This window comes from Microbacterium sp. A84 (assembly GCF_051842815.1).
Taxonomy (GTDB): Bacteria; Actinomycetota; Actinomycetes; order Actinomycetales; family Microbacteriaceae; genus Microbacterium.
The window spans coordinates 917970-940448 of the sequence record NZ_JBPXMS010000001.1 but is presented as its reverse complement, the minus strand read 5'-3'; the positions used below and the strand labels follow the sequence as shown (position 1 = coordinate 940448).

The 22479-nt window shown below is 64.5% G+C and carries 21 protein-coding genes; 12 read left to right on the top strand and 9 right to left on the bottom strand.

Annotation, left to right across the window (positions count from 1 at the left end; genetic code table 11):
* Positions 1-11: 11 nt before the first annotated feature.
* The 3 genes from wecB to ACSU04_RS04725 all read left to right on the top strand — a co-directional run bounded on the left by wecB (position 12) and on the right by ACSU04_RS04725 (position 3539).
* A complete protein-coding gene (gene wecB / locus ACSU04_RS04735) occupies positions 12-1088 on the top strand; it encodes a non-hydrolyzing UDP-N-acetylglucosamine 2-epimerase (protein ID WP_439288588.1) in 1077 nt (358 codons plus the stop codon).
* Between the two features lie 2 nt (positions 1089-1090).
* Positions 1091-2173 carry an acyltransferase gene (locus ACSU04_RS04730; protein WP_439288587.1) on the top strand — a complete coding sequence of 361 codons (1083 nt, stop codon included), beginning with the start codon at positions 1091-1093 and terminating at the stop codon, positions 2171-2173.
* A gap of 70 nt (positions 2174-2243) precedes the next feature.
* Positions 2244-3539 carry a nucleotide sugar dehydrogenase gene (locus ACSU04_RS04725; RefSeq protein ID WP_439288586.1) on the top strand — a complete coding sequence of 432 codons (1296 nt, stop codon included), beginning with the start codon at positions 2244-2246 and terminating at the stop codon, positions 3537-3539.
* Positions 3540-3561: 22 nt separating this feature from the next.
* On the opposite strand, the gene ACSU04_RS04720 is transcribed toward ACSU04_RS04725, so the two are convergent.
* The 4 genes from ACSU04_RS04720 to rfbA form a co-directional block, all read right to left on the bottom strand.
* Positions 3562-4605 carry a Fic family protein gene (locus tag ACSU04_RS04720; RefSeq protein WP_439288585.1) on the bottom strand — a complete coding sequence of 348 codons (1044 nt, stop codon included), beginning with the start codon at positions 4603-4605 and terminating at the stop codon, positions 3562-3564.
* A gap of 121 nt (positions 4606-4726) precedes the next feature.
* Complete coding sequence (locus ACSU04_RS04715) at positions 4727-6136, bottom strand: sugar nucleotide-binding protein (protein ID WP_439288584.1); 1410 nt, start codon at positions 6134-6136, stop codon at positions 4727-4729.
* The gene (gene rfbB / locus ACSU04_RS04710) at positions 6133-7131 is read right to left on the bottom strand and encodes a dTDP-glucose 4,6-dehydratase (RefSeq protein ID WP_439288583.1); all 999 of its coding nucleotides are present in this window, start codon (positions 7129-7131) and stop codon (positions 6133-6135) included. The genes ACSU04_RS04715 and rfbB overlap by 4 nt, the downstream gene beginning before the upstream one ends.
* Positions 7128-8000 (bottom strand): glucose-1-phosphate thymidylyltransferase RfbA, encoded by an 873-nt coding sequence (gene rfbA, locus ACSU04_RS04705; protein WP_439286093.1) that lies wholly within the window; start codon positions 7998-8000, stop codon positions 7128-7130. Before rfbA ends, rfbB begins: the two co-directional genes overlap by 4 nt.
* Before the next feature lie 106 nt (positions 8001-8106).
* On the opposite strand from rfbA, the gene ACSU04_RS04700 reads away from it, so the two are divergent.
* Genes ACSU04_RS04700 through ACSU04_RS04690 form a run of 3 tightly spaced genes read left to right on the top strand, consistent with a single transcriptional unit; the run spans position 8107 to position 11187 of the window.
* Entirely contained in the window at positions 8107-10041 is a 1935-nt protein-coding gene (locus ACSU04_RS04700; protein ID WP_439289423.1) for a DUF6541 family protein, read from the top strand.
* Between the two features lie 22 nt (positions 10042-10063).
* Positions 10064-10804, top strand: a complete 741-nt coding sequence (locus ACSU04_RS04695) for a glycosyltransferase family 2 protein (protein ID WP_439288582.1) — start codon at positions 10064-10066, stop codon at positions 10802-10804.
* A complete protein-coding gene (locus tag ACSU04_RS04690) occupies positions 10801-11187 on the top strand; it encodes a DUF2304 domain-containing protein (RefSeq protein WP_439288581.1) in 387 nt (128 codons plus the stop codon). The genes ACSU04_RS04695 and ACSU04_RS04690 overlap by 4 nt, the downstream gene beginning before the upstream one ends.
* Here the strand turns inward: ACSU04_RS04690 and ACSU04_RS04685 are convergent.
* On the bottom strand, positions 11172-12185 hold the full coding sequence (locus ACSU04_RS04685; RefSeq protein ID WP_439288580.1) for a glycosyltransferase: 1014 nt from the start codon (positions 12183-12185) through the stop codon (positions 11172-11174). The two genes, ACSU04_RS04690 and ACSU04_RS04685, sit on opposite strands and share 16 nt — an antisense overlap.
* Before the next feature lie 57 nt (positions 12186-12242).
* Between ACSU04_RS04685 and ACSU04_RS04680 the strand changes: the two genes are divergently transcribed.
* Genes ACSU04_RS04680 through ACSU04_RS04670 form a run of 3 tightly spaced genes read left to right on the top strand, consistent with a single transcriptional unit; the run spans position 12243 to position 15222 of the window.
* Positions 12243-13202 carry a glycosyltransferase gene (locus tag ACSU04_RS04680; protein WP_439288579.1) on the top strand — a complete coding sequence of 320 codons (960 nt, stop codon included), beginning with the start codon at positions 12243-12245 and terminating at the stop codon, positions 13200-13202.
* A complete protein-coding gene (locus ACSU04_RS04675) occupies positions 13199-14470 on the top strand; it encodes a lipopolysaccharide biosynthesis protein (protein WP_439288578.1) in 1272 nt (423 codons plus the stop codon). The genes ACSU04_RS04680 and ACSU04_RS04675 overlap by 4 nt, the downstream gene beginning before the upstream one ends.
* A complete protein-coding gene (locus ACSU04_RS04670; protein WP_439288577.1) occupies positions 14467-15222 on the top strand; it encodes a glycosyltransferase in 756 nt (251 codons plus the stop codon). The genes ACSU04_RS04675 and ACSU04_RS04670 overlap by 4 nt, the downstream gene beginning before the upstream one ends.
* A gap of 7 nt (positions 15223-15229) precedes the next feature.
* On the opposite strand, the gene ACSU04_RS04665 is transcribed toward ACSU04_RS04670, so the two are convergent.
* From ACSU04_RS04665 to ACSU04_RS04650, 4 genes are all read right to left on the bottom strand, one after another.
* Complete coding sequence (locus ACSU04_RS04665) at positions 15230-16309, bottom strand: acyltransferase family protein (RefSeq protein ID WP_439288576.1); 1080 nt, start codon at positions 16307-16309, stop codon at positions 15230-15232.
* Entirely contained in the window at positions 16306-17442 is a 1137-nt protein-coding gene (locus tag ACSU04_RS04660) for an NAD-dependent epimerase/dehydratase family protein (protein WP_439288575.1), read from the bottom strand. Before ACSU04_RS04660 ends, ACSU04_RS04665 begins: the two co-directional genes overlap by 4 nt.
* A gap of 17 nt (positions 17443-17459) precedes the next feature.
* Positions 17460-18344, bottom strand: coding sequence for a glycosyltransferase (locus ACSU04_RS04655; protein WP_439288574.1), 885 nt, complete (start codon positions 18342-18344; stop codon positions 17460-17462).
* A gap of 65 nt (positions 18345-18409) precedes the next feature.
* Entirely contained in the window at positions 18410-19636 is a 1227-nt protein-coding gene (locus ACSU04_RS04650) for a cell wall-binding repeat-containing protein (protein ID WP_439288573.1), read from the bottom strand.
* A gap of 100 nt (positions 19637-19736) precedes the next feature.
* Between ACSU04_RS04650 and glf the strand changes: the two genes are divergently transcribed.
* The 3 genes from glf to ACSU04_RS04635 are packed head-to-tail and all read left to right on the top strand — an operon-like array spanning position 19737 to position 22438.
* Positions 19737-20873, top strand: a complete 1137-nt coding sequence (gene glf, locus ACSU04_RS04645; protein ID WP_439288572.1) for a UDP-galactopyranose mutase — start codon at positions 19737-19739, stop codon at positions 20871-20873.
* Positions 20874-20882: 9 nt separating this feature from the next.
* Positions 20883-21701 carry an ABC transporter permease gene (locus ACSU04_RS04640; RefSeq protein WP_439288571.1) on the top strand — a complete coding sequence of 273 codons (819 nt, stop codon included), beginning with the start codon at positions 20883-20885 and terminating at the stop codon, positions 21699-21701.
* Entirely contained in the window at positions 21701-22438 is a 738-nt protein-coding gene (locus tag ACSU04_RS04635) for an ABC transporter ATP-binding protein (protein ID WP_439288570.1), read from the top strand. Before ACSU04_RS04640 ends, ACSU04_RS04635 begins: the two co-directional genes overlap by 1 nt.
* Positions 22439-22479: the final 41 nt, after the last annotated feature.

Sequence of the window (22479 nt, the reverse complement as noted above, 5' to 3'; positions counted from 1 at the left end):
ACTGGTGCCTCGTGAAGATCGTCAGCGTCGTGGGCGCACGCCCGCAGTTCGTGAAGCTTGCCCCCATCCACAAGGCCGCCGTCGCCGCGGGCGTGGAGCACGTCATCGTGCACACCGGGCAGCACTACGACCCGATGCTCTCCGACGTCTTCTTCGATGATCTCGGCATCGCTGCCCCTGACGTTCACCTTGGCGTAGGCAGCGGCTCGCATGGCGTGCAGACCGGGGCAATGCTGGCGGCGATGGATGCCGTGTTCGACGAGCATCGACCGGACTGGGTGCTCGTTTACGGCGACACCAATTCCACGATCGCGGCGGCCCTGAGCGCCGTGAAGTTGCACATCCCCGTGGCGCACCTCGAGGCCGGGCTGCGTAGCTTCAACCGGCGGATGCCGGAGGAGCACAACCGGGTCATGACGGATCACGCGGCCGATCTGCTGCTCGCCCCGACGCAGGTCGCGGTCGATCATCTCGCGAACGAGGGGCTGGCGGAGCGCACGGTGCTCGTCGGCGATGTCATGACCGATGTACTCTTCGAAGTCCGCGACGCCATCGGCGCCCGCCCATCCGCGCTCATCGAGGAGCTGGGCCTGGCGCCGGGGGAGTACTACGTCGCCACCATCCACCGCGCCGAGAACACCGACGACCCTGAGCGGCTCGCTGTCGTGGCTGCTAGCCTCGCGGGTCTCGACAAGCCGGTGATTCTGCTCGCCCATCCACGTGTGGTCGCGAAGGCCGCAGCTCACGGTATCGAACTCACCCAGGGTGCTCTGATCGCTCACGCGCCGCTGGCCTACCACGACCTCATCGGGGCGGTGCTCTCCAGCGCCGGTGTGGTGACCGACTCCGGTGGGTTACAGAAGGAAGCCTTCCTGCTGCGCATCCCGTGCACCACCGTGCGCACGGAGACAGAGTGGGTGGAGACTGTCGAGATGGGCTGGAACGTGCTGGCGAACTCTGCCGAAGAGATTGCTGCTGCAGTGTCACGTCCACATCCGGATGCCACCGACGACGCTCCTTATGGCGATGGACATGCGGCGGAGCGCGTCATCCGAGTGCTCCAGGACCAGGCGCAGGGATCCCGTTGACGGTGACATCGGATTCCGTTGCCGGCGCCGTCGAGCGCACGCGCCGCTGGCCTCTCGATCTGACGCGAGTGGTCTCGGTTATCGGCGTCGTCGCTATTCACGTCTTCGCAGGAATGGTCGGCAACCCAGAGATCAGGAGCGGCACCGGCTGGTGGGCGGCAGTGGTCGCCGATATTGGCTTCGTGTGGGTCGTGCCCGTGTTCGTGATGATCTCCGGCGCGCTCGTGCTGGAGCCCCGGCAGTATGCAGCGGGGTCGGTATCCTTCTACCGCAAGCGCCTGCTGAGACTCGCTCCGGCGCTGGTGTTCTGGTCGCTGTTCTACTTCATCGTGATCCGAACAGGGGTCTCCCAGGCGCCGGTCACGCGCGTGGGACTGGTGTCGTTCGTGCTCGACGGACGCCCGTACACACACCTGTACTTCCTATGGCTGATCGTCGGCCTCTATGCCGTAGCTCCTGTGCTCGCCGCATTCCTGCGCGATGGCGGAAAGCACCGCGCGCTGATCTTCGCTGGCGTCGTACTGGCGGCGACCGTGATCACCGGCTCATCATCGAGTCTGCTCGGGATGCTCGGATCTGAGCGGCCGCTGACGCTCATGGCGCTCACACAGTGGGTGCCCTACGTCGGATTCTTCCTGGCGGGCTGGGCGCTGCGCGACGTCGTGCTGCGCGGCTGGGCTCTGGCGGCTGCCGTCGCGGGCACCTTCATCGCGCTCGTCATACCGATCATCCAGTACGGCGTGCGACCCGCATGGTCGCTGCTGGATGCCATCGCCCCGGTCAGCTACTTCGGCCCCTTCGTCGCGGCGGCATCGATCGGGGTGTTCGTCTGCGCGAACAGCCTGCTCGCGGGTTGGCGACCCGGGATCGGTGCGGGAAAGGTGCTGCGAGAGCTCTCGGACTCCGCCTTCGGTGTCTTCCTCGTCCACTTCGCGCTCATGGTCTTCCTGCGGGGTGTCGCCCCGTTCTCCGGTGCGACGATGTCCTTCGCGCTGAGCGCTCTCCTATGGATTGTCGTCGTCATCCTGTCGTTCATCATCGTGATCGGGATGCGGCGCGTACCGTTCCTGCGCCGTCTGGTCTGAGCCTGCGTCACGACGTCCGAGCACTGACTCCCGAGGCACTGCGCTATGACCACCCCGTAGACTGGAATCCATGCGCATTGCTGTCGTGGCCCTCGGAAAGATCGGGCTTCCCCTCGCCGTCCAGTTCGCCGCTTCAGGTCATGACGTGATCGGCGTCGATGTCAACCAAAAGGCCGTCGACACCATCAACGCGGGGCTGGAGCCCTTCCCGGGTGAGGCTCACCTGCAGGAGAAGCTCTCTGAGCTCATCCCGGCCGGAAAGCTGCGCGCGACGACGGACTATGCCGAGGCGATCCCCGGTGCCGACGTTGTCGTGCTCGTCGCCCCAGTGTTCGTCAACGATGAGACGTGGGAACCCGACTTCAAGTACATGGATGCCGCGACCGCGTCGCTAGCCGAGCACCTGACTCCCGGCACCCTGGTCTCCTACGAGACCACTTTGCCGGTCGGCACCACCCGCAACCGCTGGAAGCCGATGATCGAATCCGGCTCCGGGCTTACCGAGGGCGTCGACTTCCACCTCGCATACTCGCCGGAGCGCGTGCTCACCGGTCGGGTCTTCGCCGACCTGCGTAAGTACCCGAAACTCATCGGCGCGCTGTCGGACGAGGGCAACCGTCTTGCTCGTGAGTTCTACGAAGCCGTGCTGCAGTTCGACGAGCGCCCCGACCTTCCCCGCCCGAACGGCGTGTGGGATCTCGGTACCACCGAGGCATCCGAGATGGCCAAGCTCGCGGAGACCACCTACCGTGACGTCAACATCGGTCTGGCGAACCAGTTCGGCTTGTTTGCCGCGGCCAACGGCATTGACGTCTACAAGGTCATCGAGGCGTGCAACTCGCAGCCCTACAGCCACATCCACCGTCCGGGCATTGCGGTCGGCGGGCACTGCATCCCGGTGTACCCACGTCTCTATCTGTCGACCGACCCTGACGCCGACATCGTGCGCGTCGCGCGCCAGCTGAACGCCTCAATGCCCGAGCGCCTGGTCGCTCAGGCCGAAGGCATCCTTGGATCGCTCCAGGGCCTGCGCGCCGTCGTGCTGGGGGCCGCATACCGCGGGGGAGTGAAGGAAACTGCGTTCTCCGGTGTCTTCCCGACCGTCAAGGCGCTGAAGGATCGCGGCGCCGAGGTCGTCGTGCACGACCCGCTGTACACCGATGAGGAACTTCGTGGGCTGGGTCTCGAACCCTATGCGCTCGGCGGCAACGTCGACCTTGCTGTGCTGCAGACCGATCACGCCGACTACCGCATGCTGTCGCCCGCTCAGCTGCCCGGCGTGAAACTGCTCGTCGACGGTCGCGCCGCGACGGATGCCGACCTCTGGGCCGGAACGCCGCGCATTGTGGTCGGCACCGCAGCCTGAGTCGACGACGTCGGGCGGATTCTCAGCCGCGGCGGCGTCTCGCCCTGACACCGAAGGCGTCGAGCGCGGCGAGTATCTCGGGTGCCTGCCAGATGCGGTTTCGCCTGCCCGTGCTGATCTGGGCGAGGACCTCGGTGTCGACGAGCCGGTCGATCGCACCCTGCGCGGCCACTTCGCTGATGCCGAGCTCGTCGGCGGTGGTCTTCGTGTTCACGACCGGCTGACGTAGCAGGTACTTCTTCACCAGGTGCACCGAGGAGTCGCTTCGAGCGGCGACCTGACTGTCCCAGCGGTGCGCTGCCGCCTGGATGTCGTTCACGAGTGCGCGGCCATTCGTCACGGCCGCGAACGCGGCCTCAGCGACGATTGCAACGATGACGTCCGGGCGCCCCGCCCGATACTCGGTGAGCGCATGGAAATACGCGTCAGTGTCCTGCAAGAGCCCCGCCGACACCGGCACGGTGACGTTGCGAGTCAGGCGGCCGTGACGGAGCATTCCCTGCAGAAGTGCGCGTCCCGTTCGACCATTGCCGTCAGGGAAGGGATGGATTGTCTCGAACTGCGCATGCGTGATCGCAGCCTGAGCGAGCACTGGGACGTCGGTGCGGCGAGCGAAGGCGACCATGTCAGTGATCAGGGCAGGAACCCGGCTCTGATGCGGTGGTATGAACCTCGCGGTATGCGGAGACATGTTCCCGCCTCCCATCCAGACCTGCTGGTCGCGCCAACGGCCGACGAACTCCGGCGCTGTGTCACGCAGCAGCGCATCCTGCATGGCGAGGATCGAATCCTCGTCCAAGCGATCGGACAGCGCCATAGCTGCGTTCATGGCGCGAACATTTGCAATGACCAGTCGGGCGTTCCCAGATTTCGACTCACCGATCTCTGCGAGGGCGACCTGCTTAGCGCTGGAAGTCAGGTTCTCCACCTCCGAGCTGGAGGCGGACTCGCTGCGTAGCAAGATCGAGGCGAAGGGGGCAGCGACCATTCCCGCTTCGGCATCGAACCGTGCGAGTTCCTGGCTCGCATCGTCCGCCAGAGCGAGCGTCGCAGCGGCCAATTCCACAGGTGCGGCTGCGATGAGCGCGGGTACGGCGGCGTGATGTTGCCGCGGGCTTGGAGCGGAGCCCGGCGGGAAGCCTGACCATATCAAAGGTTAGGTATCTAACCTTTGGTATGGACAGATTTCAGGCGAGGTAGGCGACCAGTGCTTCTGCGCCATCGCGCGGAGTGAACCCCGTGGCGGTGATCTTCGCCAGATCCAGCGTGCTATTCAGCGGGCGCGGTGAGACCGGGGTGGTCGCGTTCGCGAAGTACTCGGCCGTGGTGACGTCGCTGACGCGCGCCGTATCGTTGTCGGTGATCCGGTAGACCTCGCGCGCGATGTCAGCCCACGAGAGCGCCGCGCCGCCGCTGGTGACGTTGTACGTGCCGTAATCGGCCTTCACGTCGAGCAGATGCACGATCGCAGCGGCGATGTCCTCGGTGAATGACAGTCGGCCGATCTGGTCGCTGACCACGCTCGGGTCGATGCCGCGCTCCGCGAGTGAGGCCATCGTGCGGACGAAGTTCTTGCCCTCACCGATCACCCAGGAGGTGCGCACGATGTAGTGGCGTGCCGCGGTCTGTGCGGCGAGATCGCCCGCGGCCTTGGACTGTCCGTAGACGCCCAGCGGACTGAACGCGGCATCCTCGGCGTACTCGCCGTGGCCGGTTCCGTCGAAGACGTAGTCGCTGGAGACGTGCACGAGCGTGATGCCGTGCTTATCGGCGACCCGTGCCAGTGCGGACACCGCGGTGGCATTCGCCCCCCAGGCGGCAGCGCGCCCTTCGGCGGTCTCGGCCACGTCGACGGCCGTGTAGGCAGCGGCGTTGATGATCGTGCCGTAGTCGCGCCAGCGGCGGGCCGTGGGAAGGTCGGGGGAGGTGACATCGAGCTCAGCGCGAGTGACGTACTCGACGTGCGCGGCATCTCCGAGTCTGGCGCGCAGTGCGAGGCCGAGCTGTCCGGCAGCACCGAGCACGAGGGTCTTGCGCGGTGCGATCGGAGTCACACCGGCCAGTCGCGGATGCACCTTGTCCTTGTCCGAGATCTCGACGTCGGACAGCGGGATCGGCCATTCGATGGCCGCGGTCTCGTCGGCGAGGTTCAGGAAGGCGTATTCGGCGGCCGGTGACCAGTGGTCGTTGACGAGATACGCGTATGCGGTGTTCGCCTCGAGTGTCTGGTACGAGTTACCCACGCCCCGCGGAACGAAGATCGCCCGTGACGGGTCGATCTCGGCCGTGAAGGTCACACCGAATGACGGGCCTTCGCGCAGATCTACCCAGGCGCCGAAGATCCGCCCGGTGGCGACAGAGACCCACTTGTCCCACGGCTCGGCGTGGATGCCACGCGTCGTGCCCACCGCGTCGTTGAAGGAGATGTTGTTCTGGACCGGACCGAAGTCTTCCAGGCCCAGCGCGGTCATCTTCTCGCGCTGCCAGTTCTCCTTGAACCAGCCGCGAGAGTCGCCATGCACTGGTAGCTCGAAGAGCACCAGCCCGGGGATCGTGGTCTCGATCTGCTGCAGCGGCTTGCCGAAGATGTCGCTCACTGGCCTTTCCCTGCGTAGAAGGCTTCGGTGGTGTCCTTGGAGGGCGCCCACCAGTTTTCGTTCGCCTTGTACCAGTCGATCGTGGCGGCGAGTCCGGATTCGAAGTCGCCGAACGAGGGGGTCCAGCCGAGTTCAGTGCGTAGCTTGGTCGAGTCGATCGCGTAGCGCAGGTCGTGCCCGGCACGATCCGTGACGTGGTCGTACGCGTCAGCGGGCTGGCCCATGATGGTCAGGATCAGTTCGACGACGTCTTTGTTGTTCTTCTCCCCGTCCGCACCGATCAGATACGTTTCCCCGTTGACACCCTGATCGAGGATCGTGAGCACGGCGGAGGAATGGTCGTCGGCGTGGATCCAGTCGCGCACGTTCTCCCCGGCCCCGTAAAGCTTGGGGCGGATGCCGCGGATCACGTTCGTGATCTGGCGGGGGATGAACTTCTCCACATGCTGGAAGGGGCCGTAGTTATTCGAACAGTTCGAGATCGTCGCCCGCACCCGGAAGGACCGCACCCACGCCCGCACCAACAAGTCGCTGCCGGCCTTCGTCGATGAGTACGGCGACGACGGGTTATACGGGGTGTTCTCGGTGAACCGTTCCGGGTCATCCAACTCCAAATCTCCGTAGACCTCATCGGTGGAGATGTGATGCAGGCGGGTGTCATGCTTACGTGCCGCTTCGAGGAGCGTGTACGTGCCGACAATGTTCGTGTCCAGGAACGGACGCGGATCATCCAACGAATTATCGTTATGCGACTCCGCGGCGTAATGCACCACCGCATCCGCCTGGGAGAACAGTTCGTCCACCAGGGGTGCGTCGGTGATGCTGCCGTGGACGAACGTGACCCGGTCCTCGGGCAGCCCCGCCAGCGATGCCCGGTTTCCGGCATACGTCAACGCGTCCAGCACGGTGACATGGTCGTCGGTGTTCTCGATCACGTGGTGAACAAAGTTCGACCCGATGAACCCGGCCCCGCCGGTCACGAGCAGACGGCTCATGCGTGTCCCCTTTTCAACAGATCCAACAAATACGTCCCATACCCGCTCTTCACAAGCTTCTCCGCACGCTCACGCAACTCATCATCGGTGAGATACCCCTGACGCCACGCGACCTCTTCCGGGACACCGATCTTCAACGCCGTGCGGCGCTCCATCGTGCGCACATAGTCCGCGGCATCCGTCATCTGATCAAATGTGCCGGTATCCAACCATGCGGTTCCCCGCGGCAGCACCTCGACCTGCAGCTTGTCGCGCTCCAAATACGCACGGTTGATATCCGTGATCTCATACTCACCCCGCGCGCTCGGCTGCAAATCCCGGGCGATCTGCACGACATCGTTGTCGTAGAAATACAGGCCAGGAACGGCGAAGTTACTCTTCGGTACGGCAGGCTTCTCCTCCAGAGAGATCGCCCGACCAGTGGAATCGAACTCGACCACACCATACGCTTCAGGCTCCGCCACCCAGTATGCGAACACCGCACCACCGTCGATGTCAGCGAAACGCTGCAGCTTGCTGCCCAGGCCGGGGCCATAGAGCAAGTTGTCGCCGAGGACGAGGGCGACGTTGTCGTCACCGATGAAGTCCGCACCGATCGTGAACGCCTGCGCGAGGCCGTCCGGAGACGGCTGCTGCGCGAATGTCAGGCTGATCCCGAACTGCGACCCATCACCCAACAAGCGCTCAAAATGCTCCGCATCATGCGGCGTCGTGATCACCAAAATGTCGCGAATGCCCGCAAGCATCAACGTCGACAACGGGTAATAGACCATCGGCTTGTCATACACCGGAATCAGCTGCTTAGAAACGCCCAACGTGATCGGATGCAACCGCGTACCCGAACCACCAGCGAGAATGATGCCTTTCACGTCTATATCGTGTCACACGACTCGCAGCGCACGCGCGGCGTTCGCTAAGGCTCACCGACTATTCTGAGTGTTTGATCACGGCCTGAAGGGTGCGCACCGCGTGGAGATGCTTGATTTGCTGTGGCCTGCGCTTGTGCTCCTCGGTATCTATGCCGTACTCGGCTGGTCGCTCGCCCTGCTGATGGGGCTGCGGGGGCTCTGGGCTGCGGCGACTGCTCCCATCTTCGCAACCACCGTCATTGGGCTCGGATCCACGATCGCCGGCTGGATCGGAGTCGGCTGGTCGATCTTGCCAGCACTCGCTACCGCGCTGGTGATCGCGGCCGGCATCGTGATCGTCAAACGCGCGACCCGAACGCACAGTACTGTGCGCTTCCCCGCACGCTGGCGCTGGTGGACGGTCGGGGTGCTCGTAGTCACGGGGCTCGCGATCGCGCTGCTCGTCATGCGGGTGTTGCAGACACCGGACGCGATCTCCCAGTCGTTCGACAACATCTTCCATCTCAACGCCATTCGCTACATCGTCGATACCGGTATCGCCTCCTCGCTCGAGATCGGGCAGATGACGAGCCCGAACGGCGGTCTGCCGTTCTACCCTTCTGCGTGGCACGCGACCGTGGCGATCGTCGTGCAGCTGTCAGGCGCGGGCATCCCGCTCGCCATCAACGCGACCGCACTCACGACCGCTGCGGTGATTTGGCCCCTGGGAATCCTGGTGCTCAGCCGCATGCTCTTGGGCTCGTCACCGTCGGTGATGGTCGGAACCGGGATCGTCGCGGCCGCCGTCCCCGCATTTCCACTGCTGCCGATGGACTTCGGAGTGCTGTACCCGTACCAACTCGCTCTTGCGACGCTGCCGGTCACGCTCGCCGCGACCGCGGGGCTGCTCGGCATCGGACGCTCTGCCCGGCAACTCGCCCCCGGCTGGTGGGCGCTCGTCGTCGTCGGTGCGCTGCCGGGAATGGCGCTCTCGCACCCCGGCGCCTTCGTCGGCTGGCTCGCGTTGACCGCGCCCATGGTGACCGTGTTCGGCGTGCGGCTCTGGCGTGTCACCTCTCGCCTTTCCCACCGCATCTGGATCGTCGTCGGCGTCCTCGGTTACGCCGTCGCTGGCGTCCTGTTGCTGCGCGCGTTGCGTCCTCCGCTGGCGACGCGGCAGTGGCCGACAGAAGCGGGCCTCGGAGAAGCACTCTGGCGTGTGCTGTCGGTGACTCTGTTCTATCCAGTCGGTGCCTGGCTCGTCGGCATCGCCATCCTGGTCGGACTCTACTGGGCTGTGCGCGAGCGTAGCGCCGAGCTGATCGTCGTGGTCTCGTTCTGGGCGCTCGGCGCGCTGCTGTTCGTCGCCGCGCTCGCATTCCCCTGGGGGAATCTTCGTGACGCGCTCACGGGCAGCTGGTACAACAACTGGCCGAGACTCGCCGCGCTATTTGCGGTGGCTCTCGTCCCGCTCGCAGCCCTCGGGATCTCTCGCACCGCCGACGCGGTGGCCACAGCGCTGCGTCGCCGCCGCGTCTCAGCGCCGGTGCGTCTCACCGTAGCGATCGTGGCGGCGCTGCTGGCGTTCATCGCGTTCCACCTGCAGGTGGCACCCAAAGCGCAGGAATGGGCCAGTGACGTGTATGGGTACGACAACGGCTCATACCTGCTCACCGCGGATGAGTTGGCGTTGCTGGAGCGGGTGGACGAGATCGTGCCCGAAGACGCCGTGATCGCCGGCAGTGCGTACACCGGTGCCGGGCTCGCCTATGCGCTGGCAGATCGGCAGGTCCTGATGCCGCATGCGCTGATGGACATCTCGGACGATCTCGAACTCGTCAACGAGCATCTCGCGGATGCGGCGTCGATGCCGGAGGTATGCGAGGCGATCGACGCGCTCGACGTCGACTACGTGCTCGACTTCGGTAGCGATGAGGTGCATAAGAAGGACCTCAATCCTCTCCCCGGCGTGCAGGATCTCGAGGACTCACCCGCCGTGCGGCTGATCGACAGCGAAGGCGATGCCAGACTGTACGAGGTGGTTGCCTGTGGGCGAGGCTGAACGAATGGAAGAAGACGAACGCATGACGCATACGCAGGACCGCGTCCTCGTTCTCGTACCGGCATGGAACGAGGGCCGCAACGTCGGCATCACCGTCCGGGAGATCCGTGCGGCCTCAGAAGACTTCGACGTCGTGGTGATCGATGACGGTTCCACGGACGAGACGGCGCAGGTCGCACGTGACGCGGGAGCTGTCGTGCTTTCGCTGCCGTTCAATCTCGGGGTCGGCGGTGCGATGCGCACCGGATATACCTACGCCGCACGCCACGGATACGTTCGCGCGATTCAGGTCGACGCAGATGGTCAGCACGACCCAGCGGACATCTGGAGCGTTCTCGCCGGGCTCGAAGATGCCGACATCTCGATCGGTGCTCGCTTCGCCGAGGTGGGGGCGTACACAGTGCGCGGACCGCGCTGGTGGGCGATGCTTGTCCTTGCCCGTGTCGTCTCGCGAATTTCCAAAACACGTCTCACCGATGTCACCAGCGGATTCCGTGCCGCGAACCGTCGAGCCATCGAGCAGTACGTGAGCTACTACCCAGCGGAGTACCTCGGCGACACGGTGGACTCACTGGTCGCCGCCGTCCATGCCGGACTCACTGTGATTCAGGTGCCGGTAGCCATGCGCCCTCGTGTGCACGGCACGCCCAGCCAGCATCCGATCGGCGCCGCCGTCTACCTTTTCCGGTCTGCGTTCGCGCTGCTGCTTGCAGTGATGCGCAATCCGGGCCGCCGCTCTGAGCCGAAGGTGAGCGCCACATGATCGCCATCGCCGGGATCATCCTCGCCGTCGTCATCATCGTTGTCGTGCTGTGGATGCTGCTGACCCGCCGCCTCCGCGAGAAGTATGCGGTGCTGTGGCTGGTGATCGCGCTTGTCGTGCTGGTCGTCGGCATCTTCCCTGGTATGTGGGAAGGGCTCACACAGCTGCTCGGTGTGCAGTTGCCGTCGAACCTGCTCTTCGCCGCGGCACTCCTTCTGCTGCTCGGTGTCACCTTCCACCTGTCGTGGGAGCTCAGCAGTGCCGAGGATGAGATCCGTCGGCTGGCAGAAGAATCGGCGCTGCTGCGTGCAGAGACCGACGCACTGCACCAGCGCGTGCAGCGGTTGGAAGATTCGTCGGATGGCGCTCAGTCCTCGGACTGAGTGACCGCACGGCTCGCGGCGCGTCGACCTCCGCTGACCGCGCCGGCGAACCAGCTCGCACGGTACTCGGTGACGAAGCGTTGCGGCACGTCGCCTGCTCGCTCGGACGCCTGTAGAAGTCGGTTCAGCGCACTCCAGCGGCGTCCGGATCCGAACAGCGCGTCCATCTCACCGGCCGCAGCGCCGCGACGGGCATGGAGGGTGTCGACCATGATCTGGCGCCAGCCGACGTAGGTCCAGAACGTCATCCGTGCCAGCGCGCGTGGTGAACGCGAACCCTCGTACCGTTCGGCGAGGCCGAGGACGTTCCGCACGGAGGACGCGATCCCTGCCTTCTCCAGGCGGCTTGGATCCCCGAACACGTTCGCGGCGTGCTGCACATAGTCCTGCACGACATCATCGACGATGCGGGTGCCACGATGAGCGCCGGCGACGACGGCGAGCCAGTGATCGTGCGTCGCCACCCGCGTCGATACCCGCGGAAATGGCAGTGCGTCGCCGAGGATTTCGCGATCGAAGATGCAAAATGAGCCGGTGAACTGATTCGACAGCACCGTGAGTACTGCGCCTCGGTCTCGGCGATCGGTCACTCCGGTCACCTCACCGGACGGATGCTGGACGAGCCGGGCCTGCCCGGAGATGAGAGAGACGTCGGTGAGATGGGGAAGCAGAGTCGCAAGTTTGTCTTCGTCCCAGCGGTCATCCTGGTCAGCGAGCGCAATCCATGCGGCATCCGCGGGGACCGAGCGCAAGCCGTGCTCGAAGTTGAGGTAGAAGCCGCGGCGGGAATCATCACCGATCACTCGGAAGCGGGTGTCTTCGCCGACGATCTCGGCGACCAGCGCCGCCACCGGCGCACGATCACCGTCGACGGAGATGATGCATTCCCAGTCCCGCACACTCTGATTCTGCAACGAGAGCAACTGCACGCGGAACAGTTCGGCATTGGGGGAGTACGCGGCGAGCACGATCGCGCCGTGGGGGCGTTCGGGGGTCATCGAGCGCCTTCCTTGTTTGAGGTTCGCATCAGCGAATGAGGTTAGTCTAGGTGGGCGATGAAACCGAATCTCCAGCCCGTGTGGGCGGTCTTCTCAACCTATCGTCCCGGCGAATCTGCGGAGCGCGCGGTGGCTTCCGTTATGGATCAAGTCGACGGGGTCGTCGTCGTCGACGACGGGACAGGTTCTGCCGCCGACGAGGTCCTCGAACGGCTTGCAGGGCTCGGCGTCACCGTGGTCCGCGAGCCGGAGAACGTCGGAATCGCCGTGGCGCTCAATGACGGCATCCGTACTGCGCGCGAGCACGGTGCCGAACAGATTGTGACGTTCGATCAGGACTCCGTCGTGCCTGATGATTTCATCGACACGCTCATTGACGCGGCTGAGGCCGCTCGCGCGGACGGGGTGCGCGTCGGAGTGGTCGTGCCCGAGTACTTCGCCGCGGTTCGTCAGGCGCGAGGGGGAGCCGAACCCGTCTACAGCCCCGCGGTCAATGTCATCCAGTCGGGGATGCTGATTCCGGTCTCCGTCATCGACGCCGTAGGCGACCTGCGCGCCGATTTCTTCATCGACCTGGTCGATACCGAGTACGAATTGCGGCTGCGGCGTGCGGGCTTCGCGGTGCTTGCCGCGAGCGGCATCCGCCTCGGGCATGCGCTCGGCACACAGTATCGCCGTGAGCTCTTCGGGCGCCCAGTGCGACTGCCCGGCATACCGCCGGAAACCACGCTGAGTACACCGTTCCGCTACTTCTACCGAGTGCGCAACCGGATCATCCTCAATCGCGAGTATCTCCTTGCCGCCCCGGGGCAGATCCTCCGTGACACGCTGCTCGACGGCATCCACTTCGTCAATGCACTGTGGGTGGCACGCCCGCGACGTGCGCTGTGGCGGGTCTACCGCGCGGCGATTGCCGCGGCCGTCCGCGGTCGGATGGGGCGGATGCCCGCGGGTCTTGCACCGGTCGCCGCGACGATCACCTGGAACGCTCCGGTGTTCGAGATGGAGCAGGCATGAGCTCGGCCGGCATCCGCGGCGTAGCGGGGCGACTGAGTGGCTTTACCGTCTCGGTGATCATCGTGACGCTGCTCGGCATCGTCGCGATCCCGCTGCTGATCCTCACCCTTGGTCGCGATACCTGGGGCATGCTGATGCTCATCCAGATCGTCGCCCAGTTCGGCGGCATCCTCGTTGCCTTCGGCTGGGGCGCCGTGGGTGCCGCGACCGTCGCGGGTATTCAGGAAGATCGTCGACCTGCGTTCTTCCGCCGGTCGCTGCAGGCCCGCGCCGCGCTCTACGCGTGCGTCTTCCCGCTCATCGCGCTGCTGCTGATCGCCCTCACTCGTGGCGAAATCCTCATATTGATCCTTGGTGCTGCCGTCTACCTGCTGCCGTACCTTGGTGCGAACTGGTATTTCACGGGTGAGGGCCGACCGAAGAGGCTTCTGCTCTTCGATACGGTACCCACTGTCATCGGGGGCGTACTCGGGCTGGTCGGCGTCTGGTTCACCCACGAGCTCTGGGTCTATCTGGTCTTCCAGGGCCTCGGCTACGTGGCGGCGGTGAGCATCTCGGCGTTCGTCGTGCGTCGCTCGCCGCAGGACGATGACTTCGAAGACCGCACACCGCTGAGGGCCCTGCTGGCGACGCAGCGGCACGCCGTCTCGGCAACGCTCGTGAGTAGCCTCTACGTCACGCTTCCGATGATTGCCGTGGAGGCGTTCCTGCCGGCGCTGCAGCCGATGTACGCCATGGCCAACCAACTGTTCAGGTACGCATCGATCGCACTGCTGCCCATCCAACAGTTCTTCCAGAGCTGGGTGCCCGTGGACGACGGCGGACGACCACGGCGGATGCGCATCGCAACGTTGTCGGCGGTGGGTATCGGCATCATCGCCGGAGCCCTGATCGCATTCCTCAGCCCCTGGGTGTCGACGCTGCTTTCGGTCGGCGCCAATCCGGTGCCGCTTTCGGTATCACTGCCGCTGGGCGTCGCCTTCGTCGGTATCGCCATCGCCGCCGTGGTCGGCTACGCATGCCTGGTGAGCCTGGGTCGAGTACGCGCTCTCGCCGTGTCGACCATGATCGGCGCCATCGTTGGGGCCCCGCTGATCATCCTGTTCGCGGTGCTCGGTTCGGTACCTGCCGTTGCCTGGGCCGTTGCGATCTCCGAGCTGTGCGTCGCTGGATATCTGCTGTCGGTGCTGCGAAGAGCATTGCGCGAGCACCCGGTGCATCCCCTTGACAACGGCATCGGCACCGACGCCAGGGAGGAGAGGGCATGACCGACGTGAGAGTCAGCGTGTGCATGGCCACGTACAACGGTGAGGCGTACCTGCGCGAGCAGCTCGATTCGATCCTCGTCGAGCTGGAGCCTCAGGACGAAGTGGTCATCGTTGATGACGCGTCCTCAGACGGCACTGTCGCGTTGCTGTCGGCCATCAGCGATCCCCGTGTCCGCGTGCACGCCCGCGAGACCAACCACGGGTACGTCCGCACCTTCGAGGAGGCGCTGCAGCGCGCCACCGGTGACGTCGTGATGCTCTCCGATCAGGACGACGTGTGGGTGCATGGTCGGCGAGCTCTGCTGGTGGCGGCCACAGCGGAGCGGGCTGTCGCGGCATCCAACCTCGTGCTGCTCGGCGATGGTTCGCCGCTGCGTTCGCCGCTGACCGGACGGGACTGGCTGCTGCGCGCCGCGGACGGTCCACGTCGTGGGCGGAACCAGTGGAAGATCCTGATCGGCGATGCGCCGTATTTCGGATGCGCCATGGCGATCCGTCGAGATTTCCTGTCGGTCGCCACACCCTTCCCCGAATACTTGACCGAATCACACGACCTGTGGCTGGCGACGCTCGCGAACGCGTGCGGCGGGCTCGCACACGTAGAGCAGCCCACGGTGCGTCGGCGCCTGCACGAGGCGAATGCGTCCAGTGAGCGCCCGCGCGGGCTGCGTCAGGCGCTGCAATCGCGGGTGTTGTTGCTGCGGCTGTGGGCAGAAGCGCGGCGGCGGGCTCGCCGTCGCTCGCGTGCCTGAGCCGTCGCTACGAAGCCGCAGCAGTCGCCCGGACGGCCGTCTTGCCGCGCGCCAGCCGCATCAGGGGACGCTCGACGAAGAACCAGCTGGCCATCGCCAGGAGCGCGGTGACGACGGTCGTGATGAGGATGTACACGACGATGCCGAACTGCGCGCCGCCGAAGATAAGCACGAGTTGTTGCATGGGCCATGCGTAGATGTAGAAGCCGTAGGAGACGTCGTTGCGAGCGATCCATTGGGGCTGCGGAACGATCGTTGACAGGTAAAGCAGCGCGTAACAGAGGAACGGCGCTGCTAGCGGGCCACCCGCGGTCGGCACGAACACCATCAGGAGCGCTGCCACCGGGATCGATGCGAGACCGATCAGGGGAACGAACCCCCACCGCTGCACGACCAGGTAGATGAGCGATCCGCCGAGGAAGTACGGCAGCAGCCGTGCGAGCAGATCGAAGTCGCCATCCAGGCCCGCGAAGGTGCCGCCAGCGGTGACGAGGCGGACGGCGACGGATCCTGCCCACAGCGCGGCGACCAGCAGCACCGAGCGGCGGAAGACGGCCAGCGCGCCGAATATCCACACGATCAGATAACAGATGAACTCGAAGTACAGCGTCCACAGGGAGCCGTTCCAGGTGTTCGGATAGGGGATATCGCTCAGCGACGTGCCGATCGCGTACTGGTCAACGTGCAGGAACAGGTTGCCCCAGATGTACTCGAGCGGAGTGGGCCCGGTGGACAGATACCCCGCGAGCGTTCCGTGCGTGGCGAGCTGCGCGATCGGAGCGAAGACGAGGGCAGTGATCACCAGACAGACGAGAAACGCCGGCATGATGCGGGCGATGCGGTGAACGAGGAAGGTTCCGGCATCCGTTCCCAGGCGAGAGCGGGTGATCAGGAAGCCGCTGATCACGAAGAATCCGATGACCGCCCATCCGCCGAGGTTCTCGCCGTTGAATCCTGGCGACCAGTCGTAGCCTGCGGTGAAGAAGGCATGCGCGATGAGCACGAGAAACGCCAGAATCAGCCGGAACAGGTTGAGGCTGTTCGAGCGGTACGGAAACTCGCGTGACTTGTGCAGGGGACGGCTCACTTCAGAAGATTCCGCTGGGCCATCTCGTCGAGGGAACGCTGGTAGGAATCCGCCTCCACGGGTTCGGTCAGAACCCACTCGGCGAACTTGGCGACTCCGTCGCGGAATGAGACGGCGGGGGTGAAGCCGAGTAGCTCGGTCAGCCGGGACGTGTCGGCGATGTTGTGACGGATGTCACCGAGACGGTAGTTGCCGGAGATGCGCGTCGGCACCTCCCGGCCGAGAGACGCGAACAGCGCAGACACGACCTCGTTGACGGTCGTGCCGACGCCGGAGCCGACGTTGAAGACTTCGCCTGCCGCCGCTGGGAGCGTGGCCGCGAGGAAGGTCGCCTCGACAATGTCATCGATGTAGACGAAGTCGCGGCTCTCCTCGCCATCCTCGAAGATATTGATCTCCTTGCCCTGGCGGATGAGAGTGGAGAAAATCGACAGGATGCCGGTATACGGGTTCTTCAACGACTGCCCTGGCCCGTACACGTTCTGGTAGCGCACCGAGGTCGCCTCGATGCCAATAGTGGGTGCGACGGTCAGCACCATCGACTCCTGCATCTGCTTGGTGATGCCATACACCGACGAGGGGTGAAGAGCGGCCGATTCATCCGTCGGGATGAGCTCGAGCGGACCCTCGCCCGGGTGGTGCACGTCGAAGTCGCCGGCGGCCATGTCGGCATCCGCCCGGTGGCCGGGGTAAACGGTGCGGCCGTCCTCGGTGCGGTAGGCGCCCTCGCCGTAGATCGACCTGGAGGACGCGATGACGATGCGGCCGACCGAGTGCTCTTCATTCGCGAGGAGGTCGAGAAGCTTGGCCGTGCCGCCGACGTTGGCGCTCACATAGCGGTCGATCTCGTACATCGACTGCCCTGTGCCCGTCTCCGCGGCGAGGTGGATGACGATGGTGGCGCCCTCCAGCGCCCCACGTAGATCGTCGGTGGAGGTAACAGTGCCTGCGATCACGCGCGCGACACCGTCTAGTGAACGCAACAGGGGAGAGGTGGTCGCAGGGTCCGCGCCGTGCACCTGCGGGGAGAGAGAATCCAGCACCGTCACCTGGTGCCCGTCCTGATGGAATCGGCGGGCCAGATGAGAGCCGATGAATCCGGCGCCGCCGGTGATGAGTACGTGTTCGGGCATGGGGTGCACCTCTCCAGTCAGAGCGCGAAGATATGAGCCAGAGTCGACTTTAGTCCAGCACGGTTGCCGTGCCGAAGGACACTCGGCAGCTCGGTGAATGCGTGCAGGCGTCCCATCAGTCGAACCTTGGCGATGCGCGCCGTGCGGTTCCAGCCCTTTGCCTTTGCGAGCGTGCGCGCTGTGGCGTAGTAGGAGCGCTCGTCCGTGAAGCGGCGGCCATCCAGCAGCGTCTTCTGCGACGCACTCGAGCCGTGACGGCGGTAGGAGAAGGCCACCGGCGGCGTGTAGACGAGCGAGCCGCCATCGAGCGCGATGTCGATCAGCAGGGCGAGATCCTGGATGATCGGCAGCCCCTCGCGGAAATCAATGCGCTGCAGCGTCTCGGTGCGGAAGGTCAGCGACGGCCAGTACAGCCAGTCGCCGCGCAGCAGACTCGTCGACATCTCCTCGCCGATGAGGATCGTCTCGCCCCCGCGTGGAGTCAGCAGGCCGCGTTTGATCCGGTCGGTGAGTGGGCGGATCGTCGTCCCGTGCTCGTTGATGACCTTTACGCCGGGTTGGATGACGTCGGCAGACGGATGCCGGTTGATGGCGTCGGTGATGACGTCGACGTAGTGCGGATGCAGGAGGTCATCGCATCCGAGGATCGTGATGTACTCGCTGCTCGCGCGGCGAATCGCCTCGCGATAGTTCTCGGTGATGCCGAGGTTTTTCGGGTTGCGTGTGTAGGTGATGCGCGCATCGGCGTACGCAGCCATCCGCTCCGGCACCGACTCGTCGGGATAGCAATCGTCGATGATCGTCATCTCCCAGTCCGGATTGCGCTGAGCGAGCACCGAATCGATTGTCTGGAAGAGGAGGTCGGGATCGCCCCAGAAGGGCACGAAGATCTGCAGAGTCATGGCAGTGCCAGTCTAGATTCCTTGCCTGAGATTCTTCGTGCCTTGTGGGGATTGAGAAAATGCTCTCAGAGCTTCGACTTCCGATAACCCGCCCGCTGTGCGGCTCCTTCATTCGCGAAGCACTCCTCCGGGTTGGTCTTTTCGTAGAACGCCCCACCGGGGACGTGGTAAATCATCGAGCTGGCGTTTCCCTTGATCGGCGCCCATGTGGGGCAAGTCCATCCGTCGATCGGCTTCGTGCGCTCGGGGCGGGGTTGTGCGCACTCGGTGTTCCTCGCTGATGCATCGCTGACCACGCTCGTGCCGCCGAGCACGACAGTGCGTGATGCGCCGAGGCGAGAGACAGACTCACGGATGGGCTTGGGTGCACAAGTGGCCTGGGTCACGTACACCGGGGCGCCGAGGTTGCCCGCAAGAGCCGCACCAGCGAGCGCGTCAGGAAAGTTGGTACCCGTCGCGAGGAACATCGTGCTGCTGCTGCCGGCAGGGAAGTAGGCGTTGTTGATGGCAGCGGCCGTGTCATAGCGAGAGGCGCCGCCAAGGCGCTGGACGGTGAAGCCCAAGGCCTTTGCGTGTGACTCGACACCTGTTGAAACGGCGCCAGGCCCGCCGGCGATGGTGATCGAGCGTACGCCCAGCGAACGCAGCAGCTTCACCGTGGCATCCGGGATCTTCGAGGCCACGCCGTCGACAAGCACGACGGGAGCGTTGAGAACGCCGGCCGCGCCGGTGGCAGCGAGCGCATCAGGGAACGTTCGGCCGGTCGCGATGAGTGCTGTTCCGCTGGAGGTGAACACATTCTTGATGATGGTGCGCGCAGTTTCGTATCGGTCGGCGCCACCGAGACGTGTTGTCTTCGAAGCGAGTGGCTTCAGGGCGTTGAAGACCGCACCGCTGACCGCCCCTGGACCGCCGATGATATAGATCTGCATTGGCTTGAGTCGCTGGATCTCTTCGCGAACGTTCTTCGGCAAGGAATCGGATGGCGTGAGCAGAAGTGGACCGCCCACGAGCGAGGCCGCGGCTGCAGCAGAAAGCGCGTCCGGGAAGTTGCTCCCGGTGGCGACGAAGACGGCCGGAACTCCGGCGGTGTAGCGCTGGGATATGGCCAGCGCAGTCTCGTATCGACTGTCACCGGCTAGGCGTGTGACACCAGGGTTGAAGCCCGTTGTGCTCATTGTTGTCGGAGCGTCATCCACGGGTGGCTGGTCAGCGGCGAAGGCCGCAGTCGGAGCCAGCAGGCTGCCGGCAAGAACGGCGCTCGCGAGGAGCGTCAGGGCGCGGAGGAACATCGTCGTTTGTACCTTTGGGTCGCAGGGTGAGCGCTTCGGATTGCACTGTCTGAGGTCAGCTTAGTGAAGCTCTCAGATTTCCGCCGATACGATAGAGATCATGGATCTTCTCGTCGTAGGCTCTGGTTTCTTTGGCCTCACCATCGCTGAGCGTGCCGCGGCTGCGGGCCGCAAGGTGACCGTTATCGAACGTCGCTCTCACATTGGCGGCAACGCGTACAGCGAAGCGGAGCCGGAGACGGGCATCGAGGTGCACCGTTACGGTGCGCACTTGTTCCACACATCCAATGAGACGGTGTGGGAGTACGTGAACCGGTTCACGACGTTCACGAACTACGAGCATCGCGTGTACACGAACCACAAGAATGTTGTGTACCCGCTGCCGGTGAACCTCGGCACGATCAACCAGTTCTTCCAGGCCGCGTACACGCCGGACGAGGCGCGTGCGCTCATCAAAGACCAGGCGGGGGAGTTCGACGTCAAGTCGGCACAGAACTTTGAAGAGAAGGGCATCGCTCTCGTCGGGCGCCCACTGTTCGAAGCGTTCTACCGGGATTACACGGCCAAGCAGTGGCAGACCGACCCGCACAAGCTTTCCGGTGACATCATCAGCCGGCTCCCGGTGCGTTACAACTACGACAACCGGTACTTCAACGACACCTGGGAAGGTCTGCCCACTGATGGCTATACCGCGTGGATTGAGCGGATGGCGGATCACCCCAACATCGAGGTGAAGCTCGGCGTCGACTTCTTCGACGAGTCGCAGCCGTTGAACCGCAAGGCGCTCGTGGGGCAGGTTCCGATCATCTACACCGGCCCGGTAGATCGCTACTTCGACTACGCCGAGGGCGAGCTCAGCTGGCGCACCCTCGATTTCGAGCAGGAAGTGCTGAACATCGGCGACTTCCAGGGCACTCCGGTGATGAACTACCCGGATGCCGGCATCCCATACACCCGCATTCACGAGTTCAAGCACTTCCACCCGGAGCGCAAGGACGTCTACCCGACGGACAAGACCGTCATCATGCGCGAGTTCTCCCGCTTCGCGGAGAAGACCGACGAGCCGTACTACCCGGTGAACACGCCCGCAGACCGCGAGGGCTTGCTGGCCTACCGGGAACTGCAAAAGGGTGAGAGCGGTGTCCATTTCGGTGGTCGCCTTGGCACCTATCAGTACCTCGACATGCATATGGCGATCGGCTCGGCGCTGACCATGTGGAACAACACTCTCGCCTAAGCTCGGAACGTGAGTCACGCTGCTGTCGGGGCGCCGGGTACGCCCCGGCGATACCTGCATTCGCTGTGGCTGCTTTCTGCCCGCGACCTCAAGGTCCGCTACGCGACGAGCTTCCTTGGGTACATCTGGTCAGTGCTCGACCCGTTGGTGATGAGCCTGATTTACTGGTTCGTCTTCACACAGGTATTCAAGCGCGACGTCGGCGAAGACCCGTACATCATCTTCCTCATCACCGCGCTGCTGCCGTGGGTATGGTTCAACGTCAGCGTGTCGGATTTCACGAAAGCGTTCAAGAAAGACGCGAAGCTGGTGCGCTCCACCAACATCCCGCGCTCGATCTGGGTGAACCGGATCGTGCTGAGCAAGGGGCTGGAGTTCCTGTTCTCCCTTCCCGTGCTGGCGCTGTTCGTGATCGTTACTACGATCGTCGAGACAGACCCCGACAAGATGGTGCACGTCGGTTGGGGCGTGCTGTGGTTCCCCGTTGCCATGATGCTGCAGGTCATGCTGCTGATGGGCCTGGGGATGCTGGTCGCTCCGCTGTGCGCGCTGTACACCGACCTCGAGCGCACGACAGCGCTCATTCTGCGCGCGCTGTTCTACGCGACGCCGATCATCTACAGCGTCGATAACCTGCCCGCACCGTTCGACACGATCGCGTCGTTCAACCCGCTGGCGGGTATTTTCACGCTGTATCGGATGGCGTTCTTCCCTGACCAGTGGAACCAGATGACCGTATTGATCGGCGTCGTGGTGACCGTGGCGATCTTCGCGCTGGGGACGTGGGTCTTCCGCACCCTTGAGCGACCCGTGCTGAAGGAGCTGTGATGACCGCTGCGATCGAGGTCAAGGGACTCGGAGTGCACTTCCGGCGCAACCGACGCGGACGGCGCAACTTCAAGGACCTCTTCGCCGGCGCATCCAGGCGCAGCCGTCCTGGCCAGTTCTGGGCGCTGCGCGACGTCTCGTTCACGGTGCAGCCGGGGGAGTCGATTGGGATCGTCGGGCGCAATGGCCAAGGAAAGTCGACTCTGCTTCGACTCGTCGCCGGGGTGCTGCTTCCGGATGATGGCTCGGTGACAGTCAACGGGGGTGTCGCGCCTCTGATCGAACTCACCGGTGGATTCGTCGGTGATCTCACTGTGCGTGAGAACGTCAACCTCATGGCGGGACTGCACGGCATGGCGCGCGACGAGATCGGCCGCCGCTACGACGGCATGATCGTCTTCGCAGAGCTCGAAGAGTTCCAAGAGACGCCGTACAAGCACCTCTCCAACGGTATGAAGGTGCGCTTGGCGTTCTCGGTCGTATCGCAGCTGGACGAGCCGATCCTGCTCGTCGATGAGGTGCTCGCGGTCGGCGACAAGGGCTTCCGAGACAAGTGCTACCAGCGCATCGACGAACTGCTCGCGGAAGGGCGCACGTTGTTCTTCGTCAGCCACAACGAGCGCGACCTGCGGCGTTTCTGCACGCGAGGCCTGTATCTCGACAAGGGTGCCCTGGTCCTGGATGCCGGTATCAACGAGGTCCTAGACCGCTACAACGCCGACTCCGCCGCCCGCTGATTCCTGGAAGGGATTGTGTAACGAAATTGGCGGTGCGGACA

What these genes read in the sequence shown, in the direction of transcription:
- ACSU04_RS04725 (WP_439288586.1), top strand. Translation starts at nt 2,244, where the DNA reads ATGCGCATTGCTGTCGTGGCCCTCGGAAAGATCGGGCTTCCCCTCGCC.
- rfbB (WP_439288583.1), bottom strand. Translation starts at nt 7,131, where the DNA reads ATGAGCCGTCTGCTCGTGACCGGCGGGGCCGGGTTCATCGGGTCGAAC.
- ACSU04_RS04700 (WP_439289423.1), top strand. Translation starts at nt 8,107, where the DNA reads ATGCTTGATTTGCTGTGGCCTGCGCTTGTGCTCCTCGGTATCTATGCC.
- ACSU04_RS04695 (WP_439288582.1), top strand. Translation starts at nt 10,064, where the DNA reads ATGACGCATACGCAGGACCGCGTCCTCGTTCTCGTACCGGCATGGAAC.
- ACSU04_RS04690 (WP_439288581.1), top strand. Translation starts at nt 10,801, where the DNA reads ATGATCGCCATCGCCGGGATCATCCTCGCCGTCGTCATCATCGTTGTC.
- ACSU04_RS04685 (WP_439288580.1), bottom strand. Translation starts at nt 12,185, where the DNA reads ATGACCCCCGAACGCCCCCACGGCGCGATCGTGCTCGCCGCGTACTCC.
- ACSU04_RS04680 (WP_439288579.1), top strand. Translation starts at nt 12,243, where the DNA reads ATGAAACCGAATCTCCAGCCCGTGTGGGCGGTCTTCTCAACCTATCGT.
- ACSU04_RS04675 (WP_439288578.1), top strand. Translation starts at nt 13,199, where the DNA reads ATGAGCTCGGCCGGCATCCGCGGCGTAGCGGGGCGACTGAGTGGCTTT.
- ACSU04_RS04670 (WP_439288577.1), top strand. Translation starts at nt 14,467, where the DNA reads ATGACCGACGTGAGAGTCAGCGTGTGCATGGCCACGTACAACGGTGAG.
- ACSU04_RS04660 (WP_439288575.1), bottom strand. Translation starts at nt 17,442, where the DNA reads ATGCCCGAACACGTACTCATCACCGGCGGCGCCGGATTCATCGGCTCT.
- ACSU04_RS04655 (WP_439288574.1), bottom strand. Translation starts at nt 18,344, where the DNA reads ATGACTCTGCAGATCTTCGTGCCCTTCTGGGGCGATCCCGACCTCCTC.
- ACSU04_RS04650 (WP_439288573.1), bottom strand. Translation starts at nt 19,636, where the DNA reads ATGTTCCTCCGCGCCCTGACGCTCCTCGCGAGCGCCGTTCTTGCCGGC.
- glf (WP_439288572.1), top strand. Translation starts at nt 19,737, where the DNA reads ATGGATCTTCTCGTCGTAGGCTCTGGTTTCTTTGGCCTCACCATCGCT.
- ACSU04_RS04635 (WP_439288570.1), top strand. Translation starts at nt 21,701, where the DNA reads ATGACCGCTGCGATCGAGGTCAAGGGACTCGGAGTGCACTTCCGGCGC.